At 44.5% G+C, this 16,733-nt stretch carries 15 protein-coding genes; 13 read left to right on the top strand and 2 right to left on the bottom strand.

Annotated features, from left to right (window positions below; translation table 11 throughout):
* Nucleotides 1–6 precede the first annotated feature (6 nt).
* Entirely contained in the window at nt 7–351 is a 345-nt protein-coding gene (locus tag J3L18_RS20890) for a YciI family protein (protein WP_090531052.1), read from the bottom strand.
* A 34-nt stretch (nt 352–385) separates the two neighbouring features.
* Nucleotides 386–838: a carboxymuconolactone decarboxylase family protein gene (locus tag J3L18_RS20885; protein ID WP_090531050.1), complete on the bottom strand. Its 453-nt coding sequence runs from the start codon at nt 836–838 to the stop codon at nt 386–388.
* A 216-nt stretch (nt 839–1,054) separates the two neighbouring features.
* On the opposite strand from J3L18_RS20885, the gene J3L18_RS20880 reads away from it, so the two are divergent.
* The 13 genes from J3L18_RS20880 (at nt 1,055) to J3L18_RS20820 (ending at nt 16,713) form a co-directional block, all read left to right on the top strand.
* Nucleotides 1,055–1,513, top strand: a complete 459-nt coding sequence (locus J3L18_RS20880) for a DUF1569 domain-containing protein (RefSeq protein WP_129569850.1) — start codon at nt 1,055–1,057, stop codon at nt 1,511–1,513.
* Between the two features lie 69 nt (nt 1,514–1,582).
* On the top strand, nt 1,583–2,671 hold the full coding sequence (locus J3L18_RS20875; RefSeq protein WP_129569851.1) for an acyltransferase family protein: 1,089 nt from the start codon (nt 1,583–1,585) through the stop codon (nt 2,669–2,671).
* Between the two features lie 181 nt (nt 2,672–2,852).
* Nucleotides 2,853–3,449: a DUF6436 domain-containing protein gene (locus J3L18_RS20870; protein ID WP_129569852.1), complete on the top strand. Its 597-nt coding sequence runs from the start codon at nt 2,853–2,855 to the stop codon at nt 3,447–3,449.
* 24 nt (nt 3,450–3,473) lie between these two features.
* Entirely contained in the window at nt 3,474–5,729 is a 2,256-nt protein-coding gene (locus tag J3L18_RS20865) for a response regulator (RefSeq protein ID WP_129569853.1), read from the top strand.
* 351 nt (nt 5,730–6,080) lie between these two features.
* Complete coding sequence (locus tag J3L18_RS20860; protein WP_129569854.1) at nt 6,081–6,317, top strand: hypothetical protein; 237 nt, start codon at nt 6,081–6,083, stop codon at nt 6,315–6,317.
* A 154-nt stretch (nt 6,318–6,471) separates the two neighbouring features.
* Entirely contained in the window at nt 6,472–7,866 is a 1,395-nt protein-coding gene (locus J3L18_RS20855) for a TolC family protein (protein WP_129569855.1), read from the top strand.
* A gap of 13 nt (nt 7,867–7,879) precedes the next feature.
* Nucleotides 7,880–11,125: an efflux RND transporter permease subunit gene (locus J3L18_RS20850; RefSeq protein WP_243771448.1), complete on the top strand. Its 3,246-nt coding sequence runs from the start codon at nt 7,880–7,882 to the stop codon at nt 11,123–11,125.
* A 4-nt stretch (nt 11,126–11,129) separates the two neighbouring features.
* The gene (locus J3L18_RS20845) at nt 11,130–12,218 is read left to right on the top strand and encodes an efflux RND transporter periplasmic adaptor subunit (RefSeq protein ID WP_129569857.1); all 1,089 of its coding nucleotides are present in this window, start codon (nt 11,130–11,132) and stop codon (nt 12,216–12,218) included.
* A gap of 222 nt (nt 12,219–12,440) precedes the next feature.
* Nucleotides 12,441–12,776 (top strand): tRNA-binding protein, encoded by a 336-nt coding sequence (locus J3L18_RS20840; RefSeq protein ID WP_129569891.1) that lies wholly within the window; start codon nt 12,441–12,443, stop codon nt 12,774–12,776.
* A complete protein-coding gene (locus J3L18_RS20835) occupies nt 12,777–13,250 on the top strand; it encodes a nucleoside deaminase (RefSeq protein WP_129569858.1) in 474 nt (157 codons plus the stop codon).
* A gap of 179 nt (nt 13,251–13,429) precedes the next feature.
* The gene (locus tag J3L18_RS20830; RefSeq protein WP_090531021.1) at nt 13,430–14,041 is read left to right on the top strand and encodes a superoxide dismutase; all 612 of its coding nucleotides are present in this window, start codon (nt 13,430–13,432) and stop codon (nt 14,039–14,041) included.
* 180 nt (nt 14,042–14,221) lie between these two features.
* Entirely contained in the window at nt 14,222–15,682 is a 1,461-nt protein-coding gene (locus J3L18_RS20825; protein WP_129569859.1) for an amino acid permease, read from the top strand.
* Entirely contained in the window at nt 15,682–16,713 is a 1,032-nt protein-coding gene (locus J3L18_RS20820) for a ferredoxin--NADP reductase (RefSeq protein WP_129569860.1), read from the top strand. The genes J3L18_RS20825 and J3L18_RS20820 overlap by 1 nt, the downstream gene beginning before the upstream one ends.
* The last annotated feature ends 20 nt before the right edge of the window (nt 16,714–16,733 follow it).

The raw sequence follows: 16,733 nt of genomic DNA, 5'->3' as shown, positions 1-16,733 counted from the left end.
TTTATTTTATACGGCAGGCACAGCCATTCGTACTTCAACGGTGGCCCCCCATTGCAATATGGGGCAGCCTTTGGCAATTTCAACTGCCTCATCGTAATCTTCGGCCCTGATTATAAACAACCCGCCTATCGATTCCTTAATTTCGGCATAAGGACCATTGATCACGGTATTTTGCTTAATTGTCCGGCCATCGCCATCCCAGCGTTTGGGAGCACCAACCAGTTTGTTTTGGGCCGCGATGCCGCCTATCCAATCCTGGAAAGGTTTTATAGCTGCCTGCATTTGTTCGGGCGAGGGACTGGCATCTTTACTTTTCAGATCCCTGTGGATCACTAACAAAAACTCATTCATAAGGCTATGTTTTAATGGCGTTAATATAAGCTGTTTATGCAAACTGGCCAACCTGGTATGTGCCGGGCGTATTTGGGAACGATAGGTTGATGCGGTTCCAGGTGTTAATGGTGGTAACGGACAGCGTAAGGTCTATCAGTTCTTCATCACTAAACTGCGCCTTGGCTATGTTGTATACCTCGTCGGTTACATGGCAGGCGGTAACGGCTTCGGCCCAGGCGAAGGCGGCCCTTTCACGGTCGGTATAATAAGGTGATTCTTCCCAGGCGCTCAGGCCATATAAACGTTGTTCGGTTTCGCCTTTGGCACGTGCATCCTTATAGTGCATGTCAAGACAATAAGCGCATTTATTGATCTGCGATACCCTGAAATTTACCAACTCACGAAGAGATAATTCAAGGGGTGACTTTTTAAGATAGGTATTAATACCAAATAATGGTTTTAAGGCATTTTGGCCTTTTTCCCACATGCTGATTCTCTGTTCCATTTTGTTTTAAATTTATGTTGTTAAAACCCAATGACAACCGTGCTTAGCAGATTGGACAAAATGAAAAAAATATTTTTTATTTTTTTTTAAGATCGGAATTCATATCGGGAATTTTTGTTGGGCGGCATCTAATGCATCGCCCGCTTCGCAGATTTTCCGGTTTAAACTACATATACATGTAATAGGTCTCTGTATAAAAATACCTATCTTTCTCTCATGGCCTTACCCAATATTTTCACTGCACAGGTAGCTGATGATGTAATCAGCCGGATCAACAAGCTCACGCCTCAAACCTCACCGGGGTGGGGTAAAATGAACGTGGCACAAATGTTGGCACACTGCTGTGTAACGTACGAAATGGTGTATGAAGATAAGCACCCCAAACCCGGCTTGTTCATGAAACTCATCCTGAAAACGGTGGTTAAAAACAAGGTGGTGAGCGAAACACCATATCAACACAACAACCCTACAGCGCCTGCATTTCTCATTACCGGCGAAAGGGGTTTCAATACCGAAAAAAACAGGTTGATAGCCTACATCCAAAAAACACAGCAGCTGGGCGAAAAAGCTTTTGATGGCCGCGAGTCGCATTCGTTTGGCTCCTTAACCATTACCGAATGGAGCAATATGTTTTATAAACATATTGACCATCACCTCACCCAGTTTGGCTGTTAAGCGCATAGTTTGAACATACGGTTAAATTTTCCTTTCTTTACCTGGATACCAGATAAATCGATATAGCGCATGGAAAAACTAAATCCCGCCATCCTTAAAACCAAACAGCATTTTGAAATTCTTGACGGCATGCGGGGCATAGCTGCTATAGCAGTTGTTACTTTCCATTTTATGGAGATTGCTTATTCCGATTACAGTAAGGATTTTATAGGTCATGGCTTTTTAGCGGTTGATTTTTTCTTTTGCCTGTCGGGCTTTGTTATTGGCTATGCTTATGACGACAGGGTCGGTAAAATGGGCATAAAGGAATTTTTCAAATCGAGGTTGATCAGGCTGCACCCGTTGGTTGTTTTTGGCTCGGTATTGGGCTTGTTAGGGTTTATATTTGATCCATTTAATGCCCAACCCATAGCCCGTAGTGCGGGCAGTATACTACTATTATTTCTCAGCTCCATATTAATGATTCCTAACCCGACTATGAATGAACGGTATTTTAACTTGTTTGGGTTTAATGCACCTGCTTGGTCATTGTTTTGGGAATATGTAGCTAACATTGTTTATGCACTTGTGCTTTGTCGCCTTCAGCGACGCTACCTGATTGTCCTTGCTGCAATTTCTGCTGTAGGTATTTGCTATGTGGCAGCTCACTCAGGTAATTTAATGGGTGGCTGGAGCGGCGGAACTTTCTGGGATGGAGGTGTACGTATAGCTTATTCTTTTACTGCTGGTTTGCTGGTTTACCGTTATAACCTTATCGTCAAAAATAAGCTTGGTTTTATCGGTCTTTCTATTTTATTGATGCTGGCTTTCTTGTCTCCGTTCTCAATATGGAACTGGCTTTCCGAGCCTTTTATAGTTATCATTTATTTCCCGTTAATGGTTTCGCTGGGAGCAGGTGCTGTTCTTAACAACAGCTTACGTAAAATATGTGTTTTTTCGGGGAATATCTCCTATCCTTTATACATGACCCATTATGCAGTAATGTGGATGTTTGGTAATTATTATGCGGCAAATAAACCCGATGCTGTTCACCTGGCGTATATCATTATACCCGGATTAGTTGTATTAGTTACATTTGCTTACCTGGTTATGATAGGTTACGATATCCCCCTGCGTCGTTACCTAACCGAAAGAAGAAAAAAACAGGCTGTCAAATAACTGAATGGCTATTCGTTTGCTTAATTAAAGATTAAGGAAGGATTTACCCAACGGTTAAATTAAAACCTGTATGTTTAAAATACTGAAAAAGTGTTTTTTATACACTAAAAACAATTATTTTTACAGATGGTTTTGTGCTGATTTTCAGTTGTTCTGTTGAAGTATGCCAACCTTTGGTACAATGAAAAAAACGTTAGTTATTGGTTGGCTCATGATACTTTTAATCGCTGTTGGCGCTTTATTTTGGTATAATGAGCTGCAATACCAGTTGCCTACTCCTGTACCAAAAAACTATAAAGTAGTAAAGCGGGGTACGGTAGTATCCATCAATCCCAGGCACTATCAGGATCGTAGTAAACCGCTGTTTCTGCACTTTTTTAATCCGGATTGTCCCTGTTCGAGATTTAATGTCAAACAGTTTAAGGCTATTGCCCAGCAATATCGCAGACAGGTGAATTTTGCCATTGTGATTATGAGCAATAAACACTTCACTGAAAGCGAAATCCAGGACAAGTTTGGGATGAAACTCCCCGTGATATTTGATCCCTCGGTTGCTCAAGCCTGCGGGGTTTACTCTACACCCCAGGCTGCCCTTATTGATACAGGCAGCAAGCTGTATTACCGCGGCAATTATAACGTAAGCCGTTACTGTACCGACGAAAAAACAAGCTTCGCCAAAGTAGCTATCAACGGTTTATTGAACAACAATACACGCTTAACATTTAATAAACTTGCATTAACCTCATACGGCTGTCGACTGCCCGACTGTCATAATTAATATTACCCCTAAATATCAATCATAGTGACCGCAGACATAGTTCAAAACATTAATTTTCAAACCGAGATCAAAGACCGCTCAGACAGGTTGATGGATTATTTCCTGCCTGTGCATTTTGTAGTTGGTTTAGCATTGGCCTATTTTTATGATACATGGCTCATTGCCCTTGGCGTTGGCGGCCTGTGCCTGTTGGCGTACTATACTGCTAAAATAGCCCTGCCTAATTCTTCCTTATACCAATATGTGCTGGCAGCTGTATTAGGTATTTTTATGGCCCAGTATATTTACCAGATGCACGGCTTGTTTGAGATGCACTTTTTTGCTTTTATTTCGAGTGCGCTGCTGATCACCTACCAAAACTGGAGGCTACAATTGCCATTGCTTTTAGTTGTTATTGTACACCATGCTGTTTTTAGTTATTTGCAGGATATTGGTTATGGCGGCATATTTTTTACCCAGCTCAATTACTTTGACCTTCAAACGTTTATAATACATGTGTTGCTTACCGGGGTTATCATGTTCATATGCGGACTTTGGGCCTATCAGTTGCGCAAGTATAATGAACTAAGAATAGTACAAACCCTGCAAATGGCCGATCTGCAGCGGGAAGCCCAGTTATCGCTCGAGCGCAAACATAATGAGGAGGTTTTGGCAGCTGCAAACCAGGAATTAAACTATTCAAACCAGGAACTTCAAAAGGCACGCCTCGCGGCTGATCAGGCTAACCAGGAAAAAAGTATTTTCCTGGCCACCATGAGCCACGAAATCCGTACGCCTATGAACGGGGTTATCGGGATGTCGGCTTTATTGAATGAAACTGAGCTTAGTGATGAGCAGCGTATGTTTAACGAAACCATCATCAGCTGCGGCGAAACGCTTATCCATGTGATCAATAATATTCTTGATTTTTCAAAGATAGAAGCAGGTAGTCTTGATCTTGAACAGGATGATTTTAACCTAAGGCAATGTATTGAAGATGTGATGGATATGTTTGCCATTAAAGGCGGACAAATGGGGCTCGACCTGGTTTATGAAATTGCCGAAGATATATCGCCGGGTATCATCGGCGATCCGCTGCGGCTTAAACAGGTGCTTATAAACCTGGTAAGCAACGCCATAAAATTTACGGAGAAAGGTGAGGTTGGTATTAAGGTTAGCTGTGTTGACAAACAATCTGATGGCTTGCTGAAATTAAGATTTGATGTTTGGGATACAGGTATAGGCATTCCGCATGATAAGCTGCACCGGCTGTTCAAGGCATTTTCGCAGGTCGATTCATCTACTACACGCAAATACGGAGGTACCGGTTTAGGTTTGGCCATTTGCCAAAAGCTTGTAGCGCTAATGGGGGGCAGTATAGGCGTTGAAAGCGAGCCTGGTGCCGGTACCAGGTTTTTCTTTACCATAAACGCCTATCCCGGCGAGATTTCCCACCGGCAGCCTGCCAGTTTTGATCTTGAGGAACTGCGCGGCAAAAAGATTCTTATAGTTGATGACAACCATACCAACCTGTCTATTTTAAACCGCCAGTTTGAAAACTGGAGCCTTAAATCGGTACCGGCAGAGTCTGCCGCCGAGGCTTTAGTGATCCTGCAGAGAAACAAAGACATTGACCTGGTTATTACCGACATGAATATGCCCGTAATGGATGGGGTTATGCTGGCCCGCATCATCAGGGAAGGGTACAGCCACATTCCTATTATACTGCTAAGCTCGGTTGGCGAAGAATTTATAAAAGATCAGCGAATGCTGTTTACCTCTGTTATGAGCAAGCCGATAAAACAACAGGTGCTGGGCAAACAGGTTTTTATGGCACTCAGGAATAAATCGGTCCAAAACGATGATAAACAAATTAAGAGCAAGCTTTCGGTTGATTTTAGTGATAAATATCCCTTCAATATCCTCATTGCCGAAGATAATGAGGTTAACCGGCACGTTATTAAACACATTTTAAACAAAATGGGCTATAAGCCGGGTATGGCCCAAAACGGGCTCGAAGCAATAGAGGCCCTGTACCAAAACGATTACGAGCTTATTTTAATGGACATGCAGATGCCTGTTATGGATGGGCTTGAGGCTACCCGTGTAATCCGTAAAGAAAACATTAAGCAGCCTGTTATCATTGCATTAACAGCCAACGCCATGGCCGGCGATGAACAGGATTGCTTGCAGGCCGGTATGAATGATTACCTGAGTAAGCCTGTAAAGCTTGATGAACTGATGAATAAGCTTTCGAAATGGCACACTGTAGTTAATAAAGCCGCAATTCGTCAGGGTTGATGCAACCGCATTCCTGCAATAAGTTTGAGGCTTGGTTCGCCATCAAGGGTAGGATAATGACCTGGCGGGGGGCCTGCCTAAACTTAATAGTAGTGAAGTTTCCTCATCCCGGTATGCAGAATATAAATGCAACAATACTTTTGCAAAACAATTAAGTTATTTTTTTCATTTTTGTACAGCATAAGCAATATGTTGAATAAGCGAAATACTGAATTTTTGAGATCGTTGCGGATATTATCGGTAATGGCCTTTTATTTGGTCATCGCGAGCAGTCATGTTTTTTTTCTTCCCCGCTTAACGCAGTCGGGCCGTACACGTTCAACAGGATTCAATTCGGTTTTTAAACGAAAGATGGAGAACCTGCACAGCAGCTTCAGCGAATCAAGCTACGTTCAAAGACCAGACAAATCAACCCTTGAGGAGAAAAAGTCTGTTACCGATTTGATCAGCGCTGTTGTAGGCAGTTTTATCCTGCTGTTTTTTGCATTGGAGCTATGGAAATTAAATCCGAAGCAATTAATCCGAAACTTCAGGATTATACCCGGGTATCGATACTCCTATCTTTCCCTTTGCACTTTTCGCATTTGATTTGACTGATTAAAGGCGCTCTGCCTTTAGATACATCATCGATCATTTTTTCAATTAATTATCCATCGTTTACCGGCATTTTTTGCAGTACTTACTGATCTGTAGCGATCAGTGTGCGGGCATTTCCCGGTAAGCATATTCCGTACATCAAGATATGCGAATTTCAAAGAAGTCCTGCTGCCTGTTTATAGGCTTGCTAATAACAGCCTGTACTTATGCGCAGCAACAAGGTAACACACCGGTTAGTTTAAAAACGCTGCTCAACAGCGTGAACCGAAACGCACCCACATTGCTAACCGATTCGGCAGCTATAGCGGTTAGGCAAGCCCAGGCCGCTGAAACCAGGAGCAGCTGGCTCCCTAACCTGAAACTAAATTACCAGGCAGATTATGGCACTAACAACAATGTTGCCGGCCCGTATTTTGGCTTTGGTATCATTCCTTCAAACTCCAGGGGGGTACGGCCGGAAAGCAATACCACCACCGTTTCAGCCAACGTTGGGGTAGCCGCGCTCGACTGGGAGATCTATAATTTTGGTGCCTATAGCGCTCAAAATAAAGTAGCCAACTCTGATATTCAGGTACAGCAAAACCAGTTTGCTGATTCCAAATATCAGTTGCAGGCTTATGCCATTGGCAATTACCTGCTCCTGACGGAACTGGAAAACTTCCTCACCATCCAGGCGCGGAACATAAAACGCAATCAGGAGATCCGCCGGTCGGTACAGTCGCTCGCCAAAAGTGGGGTAAGGGCAGGCGTTGATACCAGCATTGCCGAGGCCGAACTGTCAAAAGCCCGTTTGAACTATATCGAACTTAACAACCAGGTGAAGCAGGTACAGTTACAGCTTTCGGCTGTCAGCGGCTTACCCTATCAGACAATAGTACCCGATACCGCTGCCGAAACAAATCTTATCAATACCGCAACCGGCCTCGACCCTTTGGTTATCGACACCACCAATCATCCCTTGATCAATTATTATAAATCGGTATATCAAAACAGTTTGCAGCGGGAAACACTCGTCAAAAAAAGCTACAATCCTAAAATATTATTGGAAGGCGCCGTTTGGGGCAGGGGATCAAGTGTTGATGCTAACGACCATTTTAACAGCCTCAGCAGCGGATGGGGGTTCGACAGGAATAATTACCTGGTAGGTATAGGTGTTTCCTATAACCTGTTTGATATCCGTCGCCGCCAGTTAAAATTACGGACACAACGTGCCAATACCGATTACTCCCGGAAAAAGCTGGATGAGCAAAAGCAATTGCTGGCGGTCAATGCAAACCGGTCGGGCGTGGAGCTGCAAACCGCCCGCGAACGCCTGGTTGAGATCCCCAATCAGCTTAAAGCGGCTTCTGACGGGTACCGGCAAAAGCTGTCATTATACAAAAATGGGCTAACCGATATCATTGAGCTTAACGCCGCGCTCAATATCCTTTACCGCGCCGAAACTGACTATGTACAGGCCAAATATGCCTATTCAAATGCCCTGTTCCAGCAGGCCGTTACCGGCAACCAGGTAAACACTGTATTAAACCTTTTAAAATAATTTAGCTATGTCAATGGTCACATCCGCACTTAAACGGCCCATCACAACGGTGGTGGTTACCTTGAGCCTGCTCATCTTTGCAGTGCTTAGTGCTATAAAAATACCGATAGATATTTTCCCCAAATTAAACCTGCCCACCATTTATGTTATTGAATCATATGGCGGTATGTCGCCGCAGCAAATGGAGGGTTTCTTTTCAACCCGTTTGCAAGACCAGTTTCTGTATGTGAACGGCATCAAAAGCGTTACCAGTAAAAACATCCAGGGTTTAACTATGGTTAAGCTGAGTTTTTATGAGAGTACAGACATGGCCGAAGCACAGGCCCAGGTGGCTTTGCAGGTAAGCCGCGTAATGAGCTTTTTCCCGCCGGGAGCGCTGCCGCCGCAGGTTGTAAGGTTTGATGCTTCATCGTTGCCTGTTGGACAATTGGTACTATCCGCCCCCAATCGCAGCCTGAAGGATATTTATGATATGGCTGCTACTAAAGTAAGGCCGATGTTTGCTACTGTTCCCGGCTTATCGGCCCCGCCGCCGTTTGGTTCAAACGCCAGGTCCATCACCTTAAACGTTGATCCAAATAAATTAAGAAGTTACGGCTTGACGCCCGATGAGGTAGTAAGTGCGTTGGCTAAGTTCAATGTGATGTCGCCTTCGGGTAATTTAAGGTTAGGCAACACGATGTTTGTAACTACGGTTAATACGCTGATTAACCAAACAGATGAATTTGGCAATATCCCCGTAGTTACCAAAAACGGCGTACCCATTTTGGTAAAAGATGTTGCCCGTGTTGCCGATGCTACCGATGTTACGGTTGATTATGCATTGATTAATGGCAAGCGCTCTGTTTATTTGCCGGTAGTAAAAACCGCCGATGCCAGTACCTGGAGCGTGGTACAGGCTTTGAAAAAGAAGATTCCGGAAATTCAGGGCCTTTTACCCGACGACGTTAAAATCTCATATGAGTTTGATCAATCCATATTTGTGATAAACGCAGTAAAAAGCCTTATGACAGAAGGCGGTCTGGGCGCATTGCTCACCGGCCTGATGGTATTATTGTTTTTGCGCGACTGGCGAAGCAGTTTGATCGTGGTGATTACTATCCCGGTATCTATTTTGTTAGGTGTATTACTTTTAGGCTTATTCGGCCAAACCATCAATATCATGACATTGAGCGGGCTTGCCCTCGCCATAGGCATTTTGGTTGACCAGGCGACAGTAACTATCGAAAATATTCACCAGCACCTGGAGATGGGCAAAAGCAAAGCACAGGCTATTTATGATGCTTGCCAGGAAATCTCGTTTCCCCTATTGCTCATCCTGCTGTGTATCCTTGCGGTATTCGCGCCATCGTTTATGATGAACGGCGTGCCTAAAGCGATGTTTTTACCCCTGTCGCTATCTATTGGCTTAACGATGATCGTATCGTACATCATAGCGCAAACACTGGTGCCTATTTTATCAAACTGGCTTATCAAAGCCGAAACCTATCAGCATTATGAACATGGGAAATTGCATGCCCATGCCGGCGAAGCTTTAGACCGGCCCCAAGAAGGGCAGGTAAACCATCACCTGCAACAGGAGCAAAAACATCCCGAAAAGAATGATCTGTTTGAACGGATAAAGATCCGTTTTATACACATCATTGAACGCTGGATGCATAACAAAAAACTAATTGTGCCTGTTTATCTCGTGGTTGTTTTGGGATTGGCCGGTGTGTGTTTTGTCACCATTGGAAAAGATATGATGCCGAAGCTCGACAACGGCCAGTTTCAGATCAGGATCAAAGAGCCGGATGGCACAAGACTTGAACGTACGGAAGACGGGCTGAAACAGGTTTTGCAAATCATTGACAGCACGGTGAACCATCATGTAGCTATTACATCGGCTTACGTAGGCATTGTGCCAAGCAGCTATGGCACCAGCAACCTTTATGTATTTAATACCGGTACACATGAAGCGGTATTACAGGTTAACCTTGATGAAGATTACCACATCAATATGGATGAGCTTAAAGATGCGCTCCGTAAAAACATAGCATCGCGCATGCCCGATCTCCGCATCACTTTTGAACCTATCGACATGACCGAAAAGATCATGAGCCAGGGTGCATCTACACCTATCGAAATAAGGGTAGCGGGTAAGGATATGGCGCAGATAGAAGGCTACTCGAACAAAGTTTTGGCCGGACTTAAAAAGATCAGCTACCTGAGGGATGTGCAGATCAGTCAGCCTTTGAAGTTTCCTGTGGTGGCAATAACGCTCGACAGGTTGAAAGCTGCTCAATTAGGCCTGGATATTAAGGATGTTGCCCGCTCGGTTACAGCAAGTACATCATCAAGCCGTTTTACTGAGAAAAACCTTTGGTTGGATGATAAATCGGCCTATACCTACCAGGTACAGGTGCAAATTCCAGAGTATGTGATGAATACAATGGATGAGTTGAAAGAGATCCCACTGGTGAAAGGCCAAAGTACACCTGTACTGGGTGATATCGCCAGCTTTAAGGTTAATTACGTTCCTGGTGAATATGACCGTACTGGTCCGCGCCGCTTCTTAACCGTGAGCGCCAATATTTACAAGAAGGATTTGGGCACTGCTACTGCCGCGGTGCAGCAGGTAATCAAATCTGTCGGGGCACCGCCTAAAGGCCTAATTGCTGAAGTTAAGGGTATGTCGAGCTTATTGACAGAAACGCTCGACAGCTTACAGAACGGTTTGATGTTCGCCATTTTGGTGATCTTTTTATTGCTGGCCGCCAATTACCAGTCGTTTAAATTATCCCTTACAGTACTATCTACCGTACCGGCAGTAATATTGGGATCGCTAACAGTATTACTGCTTACCGGTTCAACACTTAACCTGCAGAGCTATATGGGTATGATCATGTCTACAGGGGTATCGGTGGCAAACGCCATCCTGATCGTAACCAATGCTGAAACCCTGAGACTGGATTATAAAGACTCTACAAGGGCAGCCGTTACCAGTGCGTCCATCAGGTTAAGGCCAATCCTCATGACCAGTTTGGCCATGATGGCAGGTATGATCCCGATGGCATCCGGGATGGGTGAAGCCGGCGAGCAAACCGCACCTTTGGGCCGCGCTGTGATAGGCGGCTTATTTGCCTCAACATTAGCTGCCCTGTTTATACTACCGCAAGTATTTGCCTGGGTACAGCAGAAAACCACTTATGATTCACCGTCCTTAATGAAGGACGTAAATGTTACTGAACCTCAACAACTTGAAACCTCCAATAGCTAATATTATGAAACTAAAATATATTGTACTGCTAAGCAGTATCAGCCTGATGGCCGCATGTGCAGGCAATCAAAAGCCTGTGGACCTTACAGAAACCCAAAAAACCACCCAAAAAGCAAGCGGATATGAAACCGGCAAAGTGTCGGAAAAAGCTCTGTCAAGCGAAGCCCGCCTTCCGGGCCAGTTAAAGCCCTATAACGAGGTAAACCTGTTTCCGAAAGTAAACGGGTTTGTAAAAACCGTTTTTGTTGATCGTGGTACTTTGGTTAAAAAGGGACAATTACTGGTAACCTTAGAAGCGCCGGAAATGGAATCGCAACTGCAGGCCGCCGATTCGCGGTATATGCAGGCTAAGGAAAATGCTGTTGCCAGTAAAGAAAAGTATCAGCGTTTAAAAGAGGCTGCAAAAGAACCTGGATCGGTTTCTCCGCTTGAATTGGATAACGCTTTAGCAAAAATGAAAGCTGATGACGCAATGGCCCGCTCAGAAAGCTCGATCGTAGCATCTGTTCGCACCATGCAGGATTACCTTAACATTCGTGCACCGTTTGATGGCATGATCATTCAGCGTAACGTATCTCCGGGAGCTTTGGTAGCCCCGGGTAAAGGTACAGACCTGCCTATGCTTATTTTGCAGGATACCCGCAAGCTGCGTTTAGAGGTTTACATCCCCGAAGATTTCGTAGACAAAGTTGACTTAAAGCAGCAGGTAAAATTCACTTTTAATGCTATGCCGGGGCAGGAACAAACAGCCAAAATCAGTCGCTCGGCCAATGCTTTAGGGAGTATGCGTTCTGAAGCTATAGAAATAGACATACAAAACCAAAATGGAATACTAAAACCGGGGATGTATGCCGAAGTAAAGATCCCGATGCTTTCGGGCGCCAAATCGTTGTTAGTGCCCAACAATGCCATCATTCGGTCAACCGAGAGGGAATATGTAATAGCCGTAAAAGACGGCAAGGCAGCATTAATTGATATAAAGGAAGGATTATCCAGACATGATTCAACCGAAGTGTTTGGGAACCTGAAGGCCAACGATATCATTCTTAAAAATGCCAGCGATGAGGTGAAGGACGGAGCGGATATTAATTGACGGTGTTAGAGGCAATGGCTAAGCCTACGCGGCTTGGAACAGGACTTTTGCATCCGGCCCCATGAGCAGAATTGTCACGTTTTATTGTTATAACTCATCAGTTCATGATACATGACGCATTGATTTTGGTCACTAATGTCCATATCAAACCCTTTATTTAAAATTGAGGCAAGGGTAGCTTTTGGGAGAGAGGGAGAGACATATTTTTTTACCTTTGCCCGTATGGAAACCATCACCTGGCATGATTTTGAAAAAGTAGAACTGCGTGTAGGCACTGTATTGGAGGCAATTGATTTCCCCGAGGCCCGTAAGCCGGCTTTTAAAGTGAGGGTTGATTTTGGCGCTTTCGGCATCCGGTGGTCGAGCGCGCAAATCACGAAGCATTACACCAAAGAAGAATTGGTTGGCCGGCAGATAGTGGGTGTAACAAATTTCCCTAAAAAGCAGATCGCCAATTTCATGTCGGAGTTCCTGGTTACCGGCTTTGCCGATGAGAACGGAGACATTGTGTTAACCGCTGTTGAAAAGCCTGTGCCAAACGGCAGCAAACTTATTTAAATGAGATATATCAGTTTCGAGGATGAGGCCTCTATATCGCCCGATGAATATTTTATGGGCGAAGCGTTAAAAGAAGCCCGCTATGCATTGGAGGAGGATGAGATCCCGATAGGGGCAATTGTGGTTTACAATGGCCGCATTATAGGAAAAGGGCACAATCTTACCGAACGGCTTAACGATGTATCGGCCCATGCCGAAATGCAGGCCCTTACTGCGGCCGCTAATTTAATTGGAGGCAAATACCTGCAAGGCTGTACGCTGTACGTTACTATGGAGCCCTGTGTAATGTGTGCCGGGGCTTCGTACTGGTTCCAGGTGAGTAAGATCGTTTTTGGGGCCTATGATAACAAACTCGGGTTCGGCCGCATCAACCAAAAAATAACCCATCCCAAAACAGTGATCACCGGCGGTATCCGCGAAGCTGAATGCAGCCAGTTGGTGAAAGATTTTTTTAAGGAGAAGAGAAAAAAATAAGTCCATGGCCGATAGTCCATAGACCATGGCCATGAAAGTAGTATTGTTTTCTATGGTCCATGGGCTATCGACTATGAACTAAAGAAAACATGACAATTATTTAGAACAAATAGTTCCGTCAACGCTTATATTTGTTACGTCACAACAAACAGTAAACTTTAAAATAAACAACTAAAATTATGGCATTTACCCTACCGGCGTTATCCTACGCTACTGATGCTCTGGAACCGCACATTGATAAACTGACCATGGAAATTCACCATGGCAAACACCACCAGGCTTATGTTACCAACTTAAACAAAGCTTTGGAAGGTAAGCCTGAGGCTGAAAGCAATATCGACGATATCATTAAAAATATCTCTAAATTCCCCGCTGCTGTGCGTAACAATGGCGGTGGCCACTACAACCATACCTTGTTCTGGACCCTGTTATCACCAAACGGTGGCGGCGAGCCTACAGGCGCTTTAGCTGATGCTATCAAAAGCACTTTCGGTTCATTTGCCGATTTCAAAACTAAAGTATCTGAAGCAGGTGCAACCCGTTTTGGTTCTGGCTGGGCATGGTTAATTGTTACTGCTGATAAAAAATTAGCTATAACTTCAACTCCTAACCAGGACAACCCATTAATGGACATCGCTGAAGTTAAAGGTACCCCAATTTTAGGTATCGATGTTTGGGAGCATGCTTACTACCTGAAATATCAAAACCGTCGTCCGGATTACTTAGCAGCTATCTGGAATGTGATCAACTGGAACCACGTTGCCGAGCTTTACGCAAAAGCAACCGCTTAATATTATTTAAGCTCATAAACAAAAGCGGCAGGATCTGATGGTCCTGCCGCTTCTGTTTTACGTCATAAATCTTGCGCCCGTTTGTAAACGAGCCCGAGAAGTTTGTTTATTTACCTCCCAATTATACACCCACGCTTAATCCCTGCAATAATCTACTAACTTTGTGGACTTTTTTATATTATGATCAAAAAGCCCATAGAAACCCTGCTCCGCGAATCGAAGGAGGAAGGGGAACATTCATTAAAACGCTCGCTTGGGCCCGTTAACCTTATTTTAATTGGGATAGGCATCATTATAGGGGCCGGTTTATTTTCGTTAACCGGTATAGCGGCGGGCCAGCATTCGGGGCCCGCGGTAACTATTTCTTTTTTAATTGCTGCTGTTGGCTGCGCTTTCGCTGCCCTTTGCTATGCCGAGTTTTCGGCTATGATACCTGTTGCGGGGAGCGCTTACACCTATTCGTATGCTACCATGGGCGAGCTTTTTGCATGGATCATAGGCTGGGACCTTGCGCTTGAATATGCCGTTGGCGCAGCAACAGTGGCCATCAGCTGGTCGCAATACCTTACTAAATTTTTATCCTGGTTTGACCTGTATTTGCCTCCACAGCTTACGCTTTCGCCTTTTGAAACAGCTAAGGCTGCCAATGGCAATATTATTAACGGGATCATTAATTTGCCTGCTGCGCTCATTGTGATTTTGGTTACCAGTATCATTATCCGGGGCACAAAAGGTTCGGCATTGGTTAATGCCATTATTGTAACTTTGAAAGTGGGCGTGGTGTTGGTGTTTATCGCGGTTGGGTGGTCATTTATTAACCCGCAAAACTATCATCCCTATATCCCGCAAAATACCGGTTTTTGGGGTGATTATGGCTGGTCGGGCATATTGAGAGGGGCGGGGTTAGTGTTTTTTGTATTTATTGGGTTTGATGCTGTATCAACCGCGGCGCAGGAGGCCAAAAACCCACAGCGAAATATGCCTATCGGGATCATCGGCTCGCTGCTGATCTGTACGGTACTCTTTATTGTATTTGCACACGTAATGACCGGCATGGCCAACTATAAGGAATTTATAGGTTCGGGCGCACCGGTTGCCATCGCCATTGAAAAAACGCATTACCAGTGGTTGAGCAAAGCTATTGTGCTGGCTATTTTAATAGGTTATACCTCGGTGATTTTGGTGGACCTGTTAGGCCAATCGCGTGTGTTTTTCTCTATGTCGAAAGATGGTTTGCTGCCGAAGGTTTTTTCGGAAGTGCATCCCAAATTTCGCACACCCTGGAAATCGAATATTATGCTTTGCGCTTTTATAGCCCTCTTTGCCGCATTTGTTCCGATACGCGTGGTTGGTGAAATGACCAGTATTGGTACCCTGCTTGCATTTGTTATGGTTTGCGCCGGTGTACTTATTTTACGAAAGCAGCAGCCTGATATTCACCGGCCGTTTAAAACACCCCTTGTGCCATTGGTGCCGGTGCTGGGTATCCTGACCTGTTTTGCCATGATGACGTTTCTACCCGGCGATACCTGGTTGCGTTTGGTCATTTGGCTTGCAATTGGTTTGGTTATCTACTATACTTACGGCAAAAAGAACAGCGTTATCCGCAAAATGCAGATAAACAATAACGCCATCAATTGATGACCGAAGAGATTTTAAAACTAAAAGTTGAACACATAAAATGGGAAACCTCAGATACTGCTACTTTTTATTTGAGCAGTATTGATGGTAATCTTATCCCTTATACCGCAGGACAGTTCATCACACTGATATTTAACCACAGGCAGGAAGAGATCAGGCGCTCGTATTCGTTAAGCTCATCGCCCGATGAACAATACCCTGCAATAACTATTAAGCGCATTACCAACGGTGAAATCTCCAGGTTTATGCTCACTAAAATAAAGGAAGGCGATGAGTTAACAGCATTAACCCCTGCTGGCCGTTTTATCATCAGTGACCATCAGCAGGAAAAGGATCTGTTTTTATTTGCGGGCGGCAGCGGCATTACCCCTATATTTTCGCAACTGAAATATATTTTGAACCGGGAGGGTAAAAGCAGGCTAACCCTCATTTATAGTAATCAAAATGCGGCCTCCATTTTGTTTAGAAATGAGCTGGATAAACTGGCAGCCGAACACCCCGAAAGGTTGACGATCATTCACCTGCTTAGCAGCGAAGGTAACCGCCTCAACCCCGATAAGGTAGAAAAGCTGGTTAAGCAATACACCAGTTTTAATCTGGCAAATGCTGAGTTTTATCTTTGCGGCCCGTTTGCTTTTATGCGAATGATCCGGTTCGACCTGGTGTATATGGGGATTGATCAGGCAAAGATCCGCCGCGAAAATTTTGTGCTCGAAACAGTTGCCGTAACAAGCAGCTTTACTAATTTTCCACCCAAAAACATCAAAATAAAATACCGGGGCGAGCTGCACGATATTGTAGTAGGCGAAAACCAATCCATACTGCAGGCTGCCCTGCAAAACAATATCCCCTTACCTTATAGCTGCCGGGGAGGAATATGCTCTACCTGCATGCTTAAATGCACCGGCGGCAAAGTTGAAATGGTGAAGAATGATGTACTTACTGAAGCGGATCTTGCACAAGGATGGATTTTGACCTGCACCGGGCATCCGTTGGATGATGAGGTGGTTATTGGCCCCCCAACCCCCTAAAAGGGGGAGTTATACCAGGA

Source organism: Mucilaginibacter gossypii, assembly GCF_017569325.2.
In the GTDB taxonomy this organism is placed as follows: domain Bacteria; phylum Bacteroidota; class Bacteroidia; order Sphingobacteriales; family Sphingobacteriaceae; genus Mucilaginibacter; species Mucilaginibacter gossypii.
The sequence above is the reverse complement of the archived record's forward strand: the minus strand, read 5'-3'. Positions and strand labels throughout refer to the sequence as shown.

What these genes read in the sequence shown, in the direction of transcription:
- J3L18_RS20890 (WP_090531052.1), bottom strand. Translation starts at nt 351, where the DNA reads ATGAATGAGTTTTTGTTAGTGATCCACAGGGATCTGAAAAGTAAAGAT.
- J3L18_RS20885 (WP_090531050.1), bottom strand. Translation starts at nt 838, where the DNA reads ATGGAACAGAGAATCAGCATGTGGGAAAAAGGCCAAAATGCCTTAAAA.
- J3L18_RS20880 (WP_129569850.1), top strand. Translation starts at nt 1,055, where the DNA reads ATGGCCTTACCCAATATTTTCACTGCACAGGTAGCTGATGATGTAATC.
- J3L18_RS20875 (WP_129569851.1), top strand. Translation starts at nt 1,583, where the DNA reads ATGGAAAAACTAAATCCCGCCATCCTTAAAACCAAACAGCATTTTGAA.
- J3L18_RS20870 (WP_129569852.1), top strand. Translation starts at nt 2,853, where the DNA reads ATGAAAAAAACGTTAGTTATTGGTTGGCTCATGATACTTTTAATCGCT.
- J3L18_RS20860 (WP_129569854.1), top strand. Translation starts at nt 6,081, where the DNA reads ATGGAGAACCTGCACAGCAGCTTCAGCGAATCAAGCTACGTTCAAAGA.
- J3L18_RS20855 (WP_129569855.1), top strand. Translation starts at nt 6,472, where the DNA reads ATGCGAATTTCAAAGAAGTCCTGCTGCCTGTTTATAGGCTTGCTAATA.
- J3L18_RS20850 (WP_243771448.1), top strand. Translation starts at nt 7,880, where the DNA reads ATGGTCACATCCGCACTTAAACGGCCCATCACAACGGTGGTGGTTACC.
- J3L18_RS20845 (WP_129569857.1), top strand. Translation starts at nt 11,130, where the DNA reads ATGAAACTAAAATATATTGTACTGCTAAGCAGTATCAGCCTGATGGCC.
- J3L18_RS20840 (WP_129569891.1), top strand. Translation starts at nt 12,441, where the DNA reads ATGGAAACCATCACCTGGCATGATTTTGAAAAAGTAGAACTGCGTGTA.
- J3L18_RS20835 (WP_129569858.1), top strand. Translation starts at nt 12,777, where the DNA reads ATGAGATATATCAGTTTCGAGGATGAGGCCTCTATATCGCCCGATGAA.
- J3L18_RS20830 (WP_090531021.1), top strand. Translation starts at nt 13,430, where the DNA reads ATGGCATTTACCCTACCGGCGTTATCCTACGCTACTGATGCTCTGGAA.
- J3L18_RS20825 (WP_129569859.1), top strand. Translation starts at nt 14,222, where the DNA reads ATGATCAAAAAGCCCATAGAAACCCTGCTCCGCGAATCGAAGGAGGAA.
- J3L18_RS20820 (WP_129569860.1), top strand. Translation starts at nt 15,682, where the DNA reads ATGACCGAAGAGATTTTAAAACTAAAAGTTGAACACATAAAATGGGAA.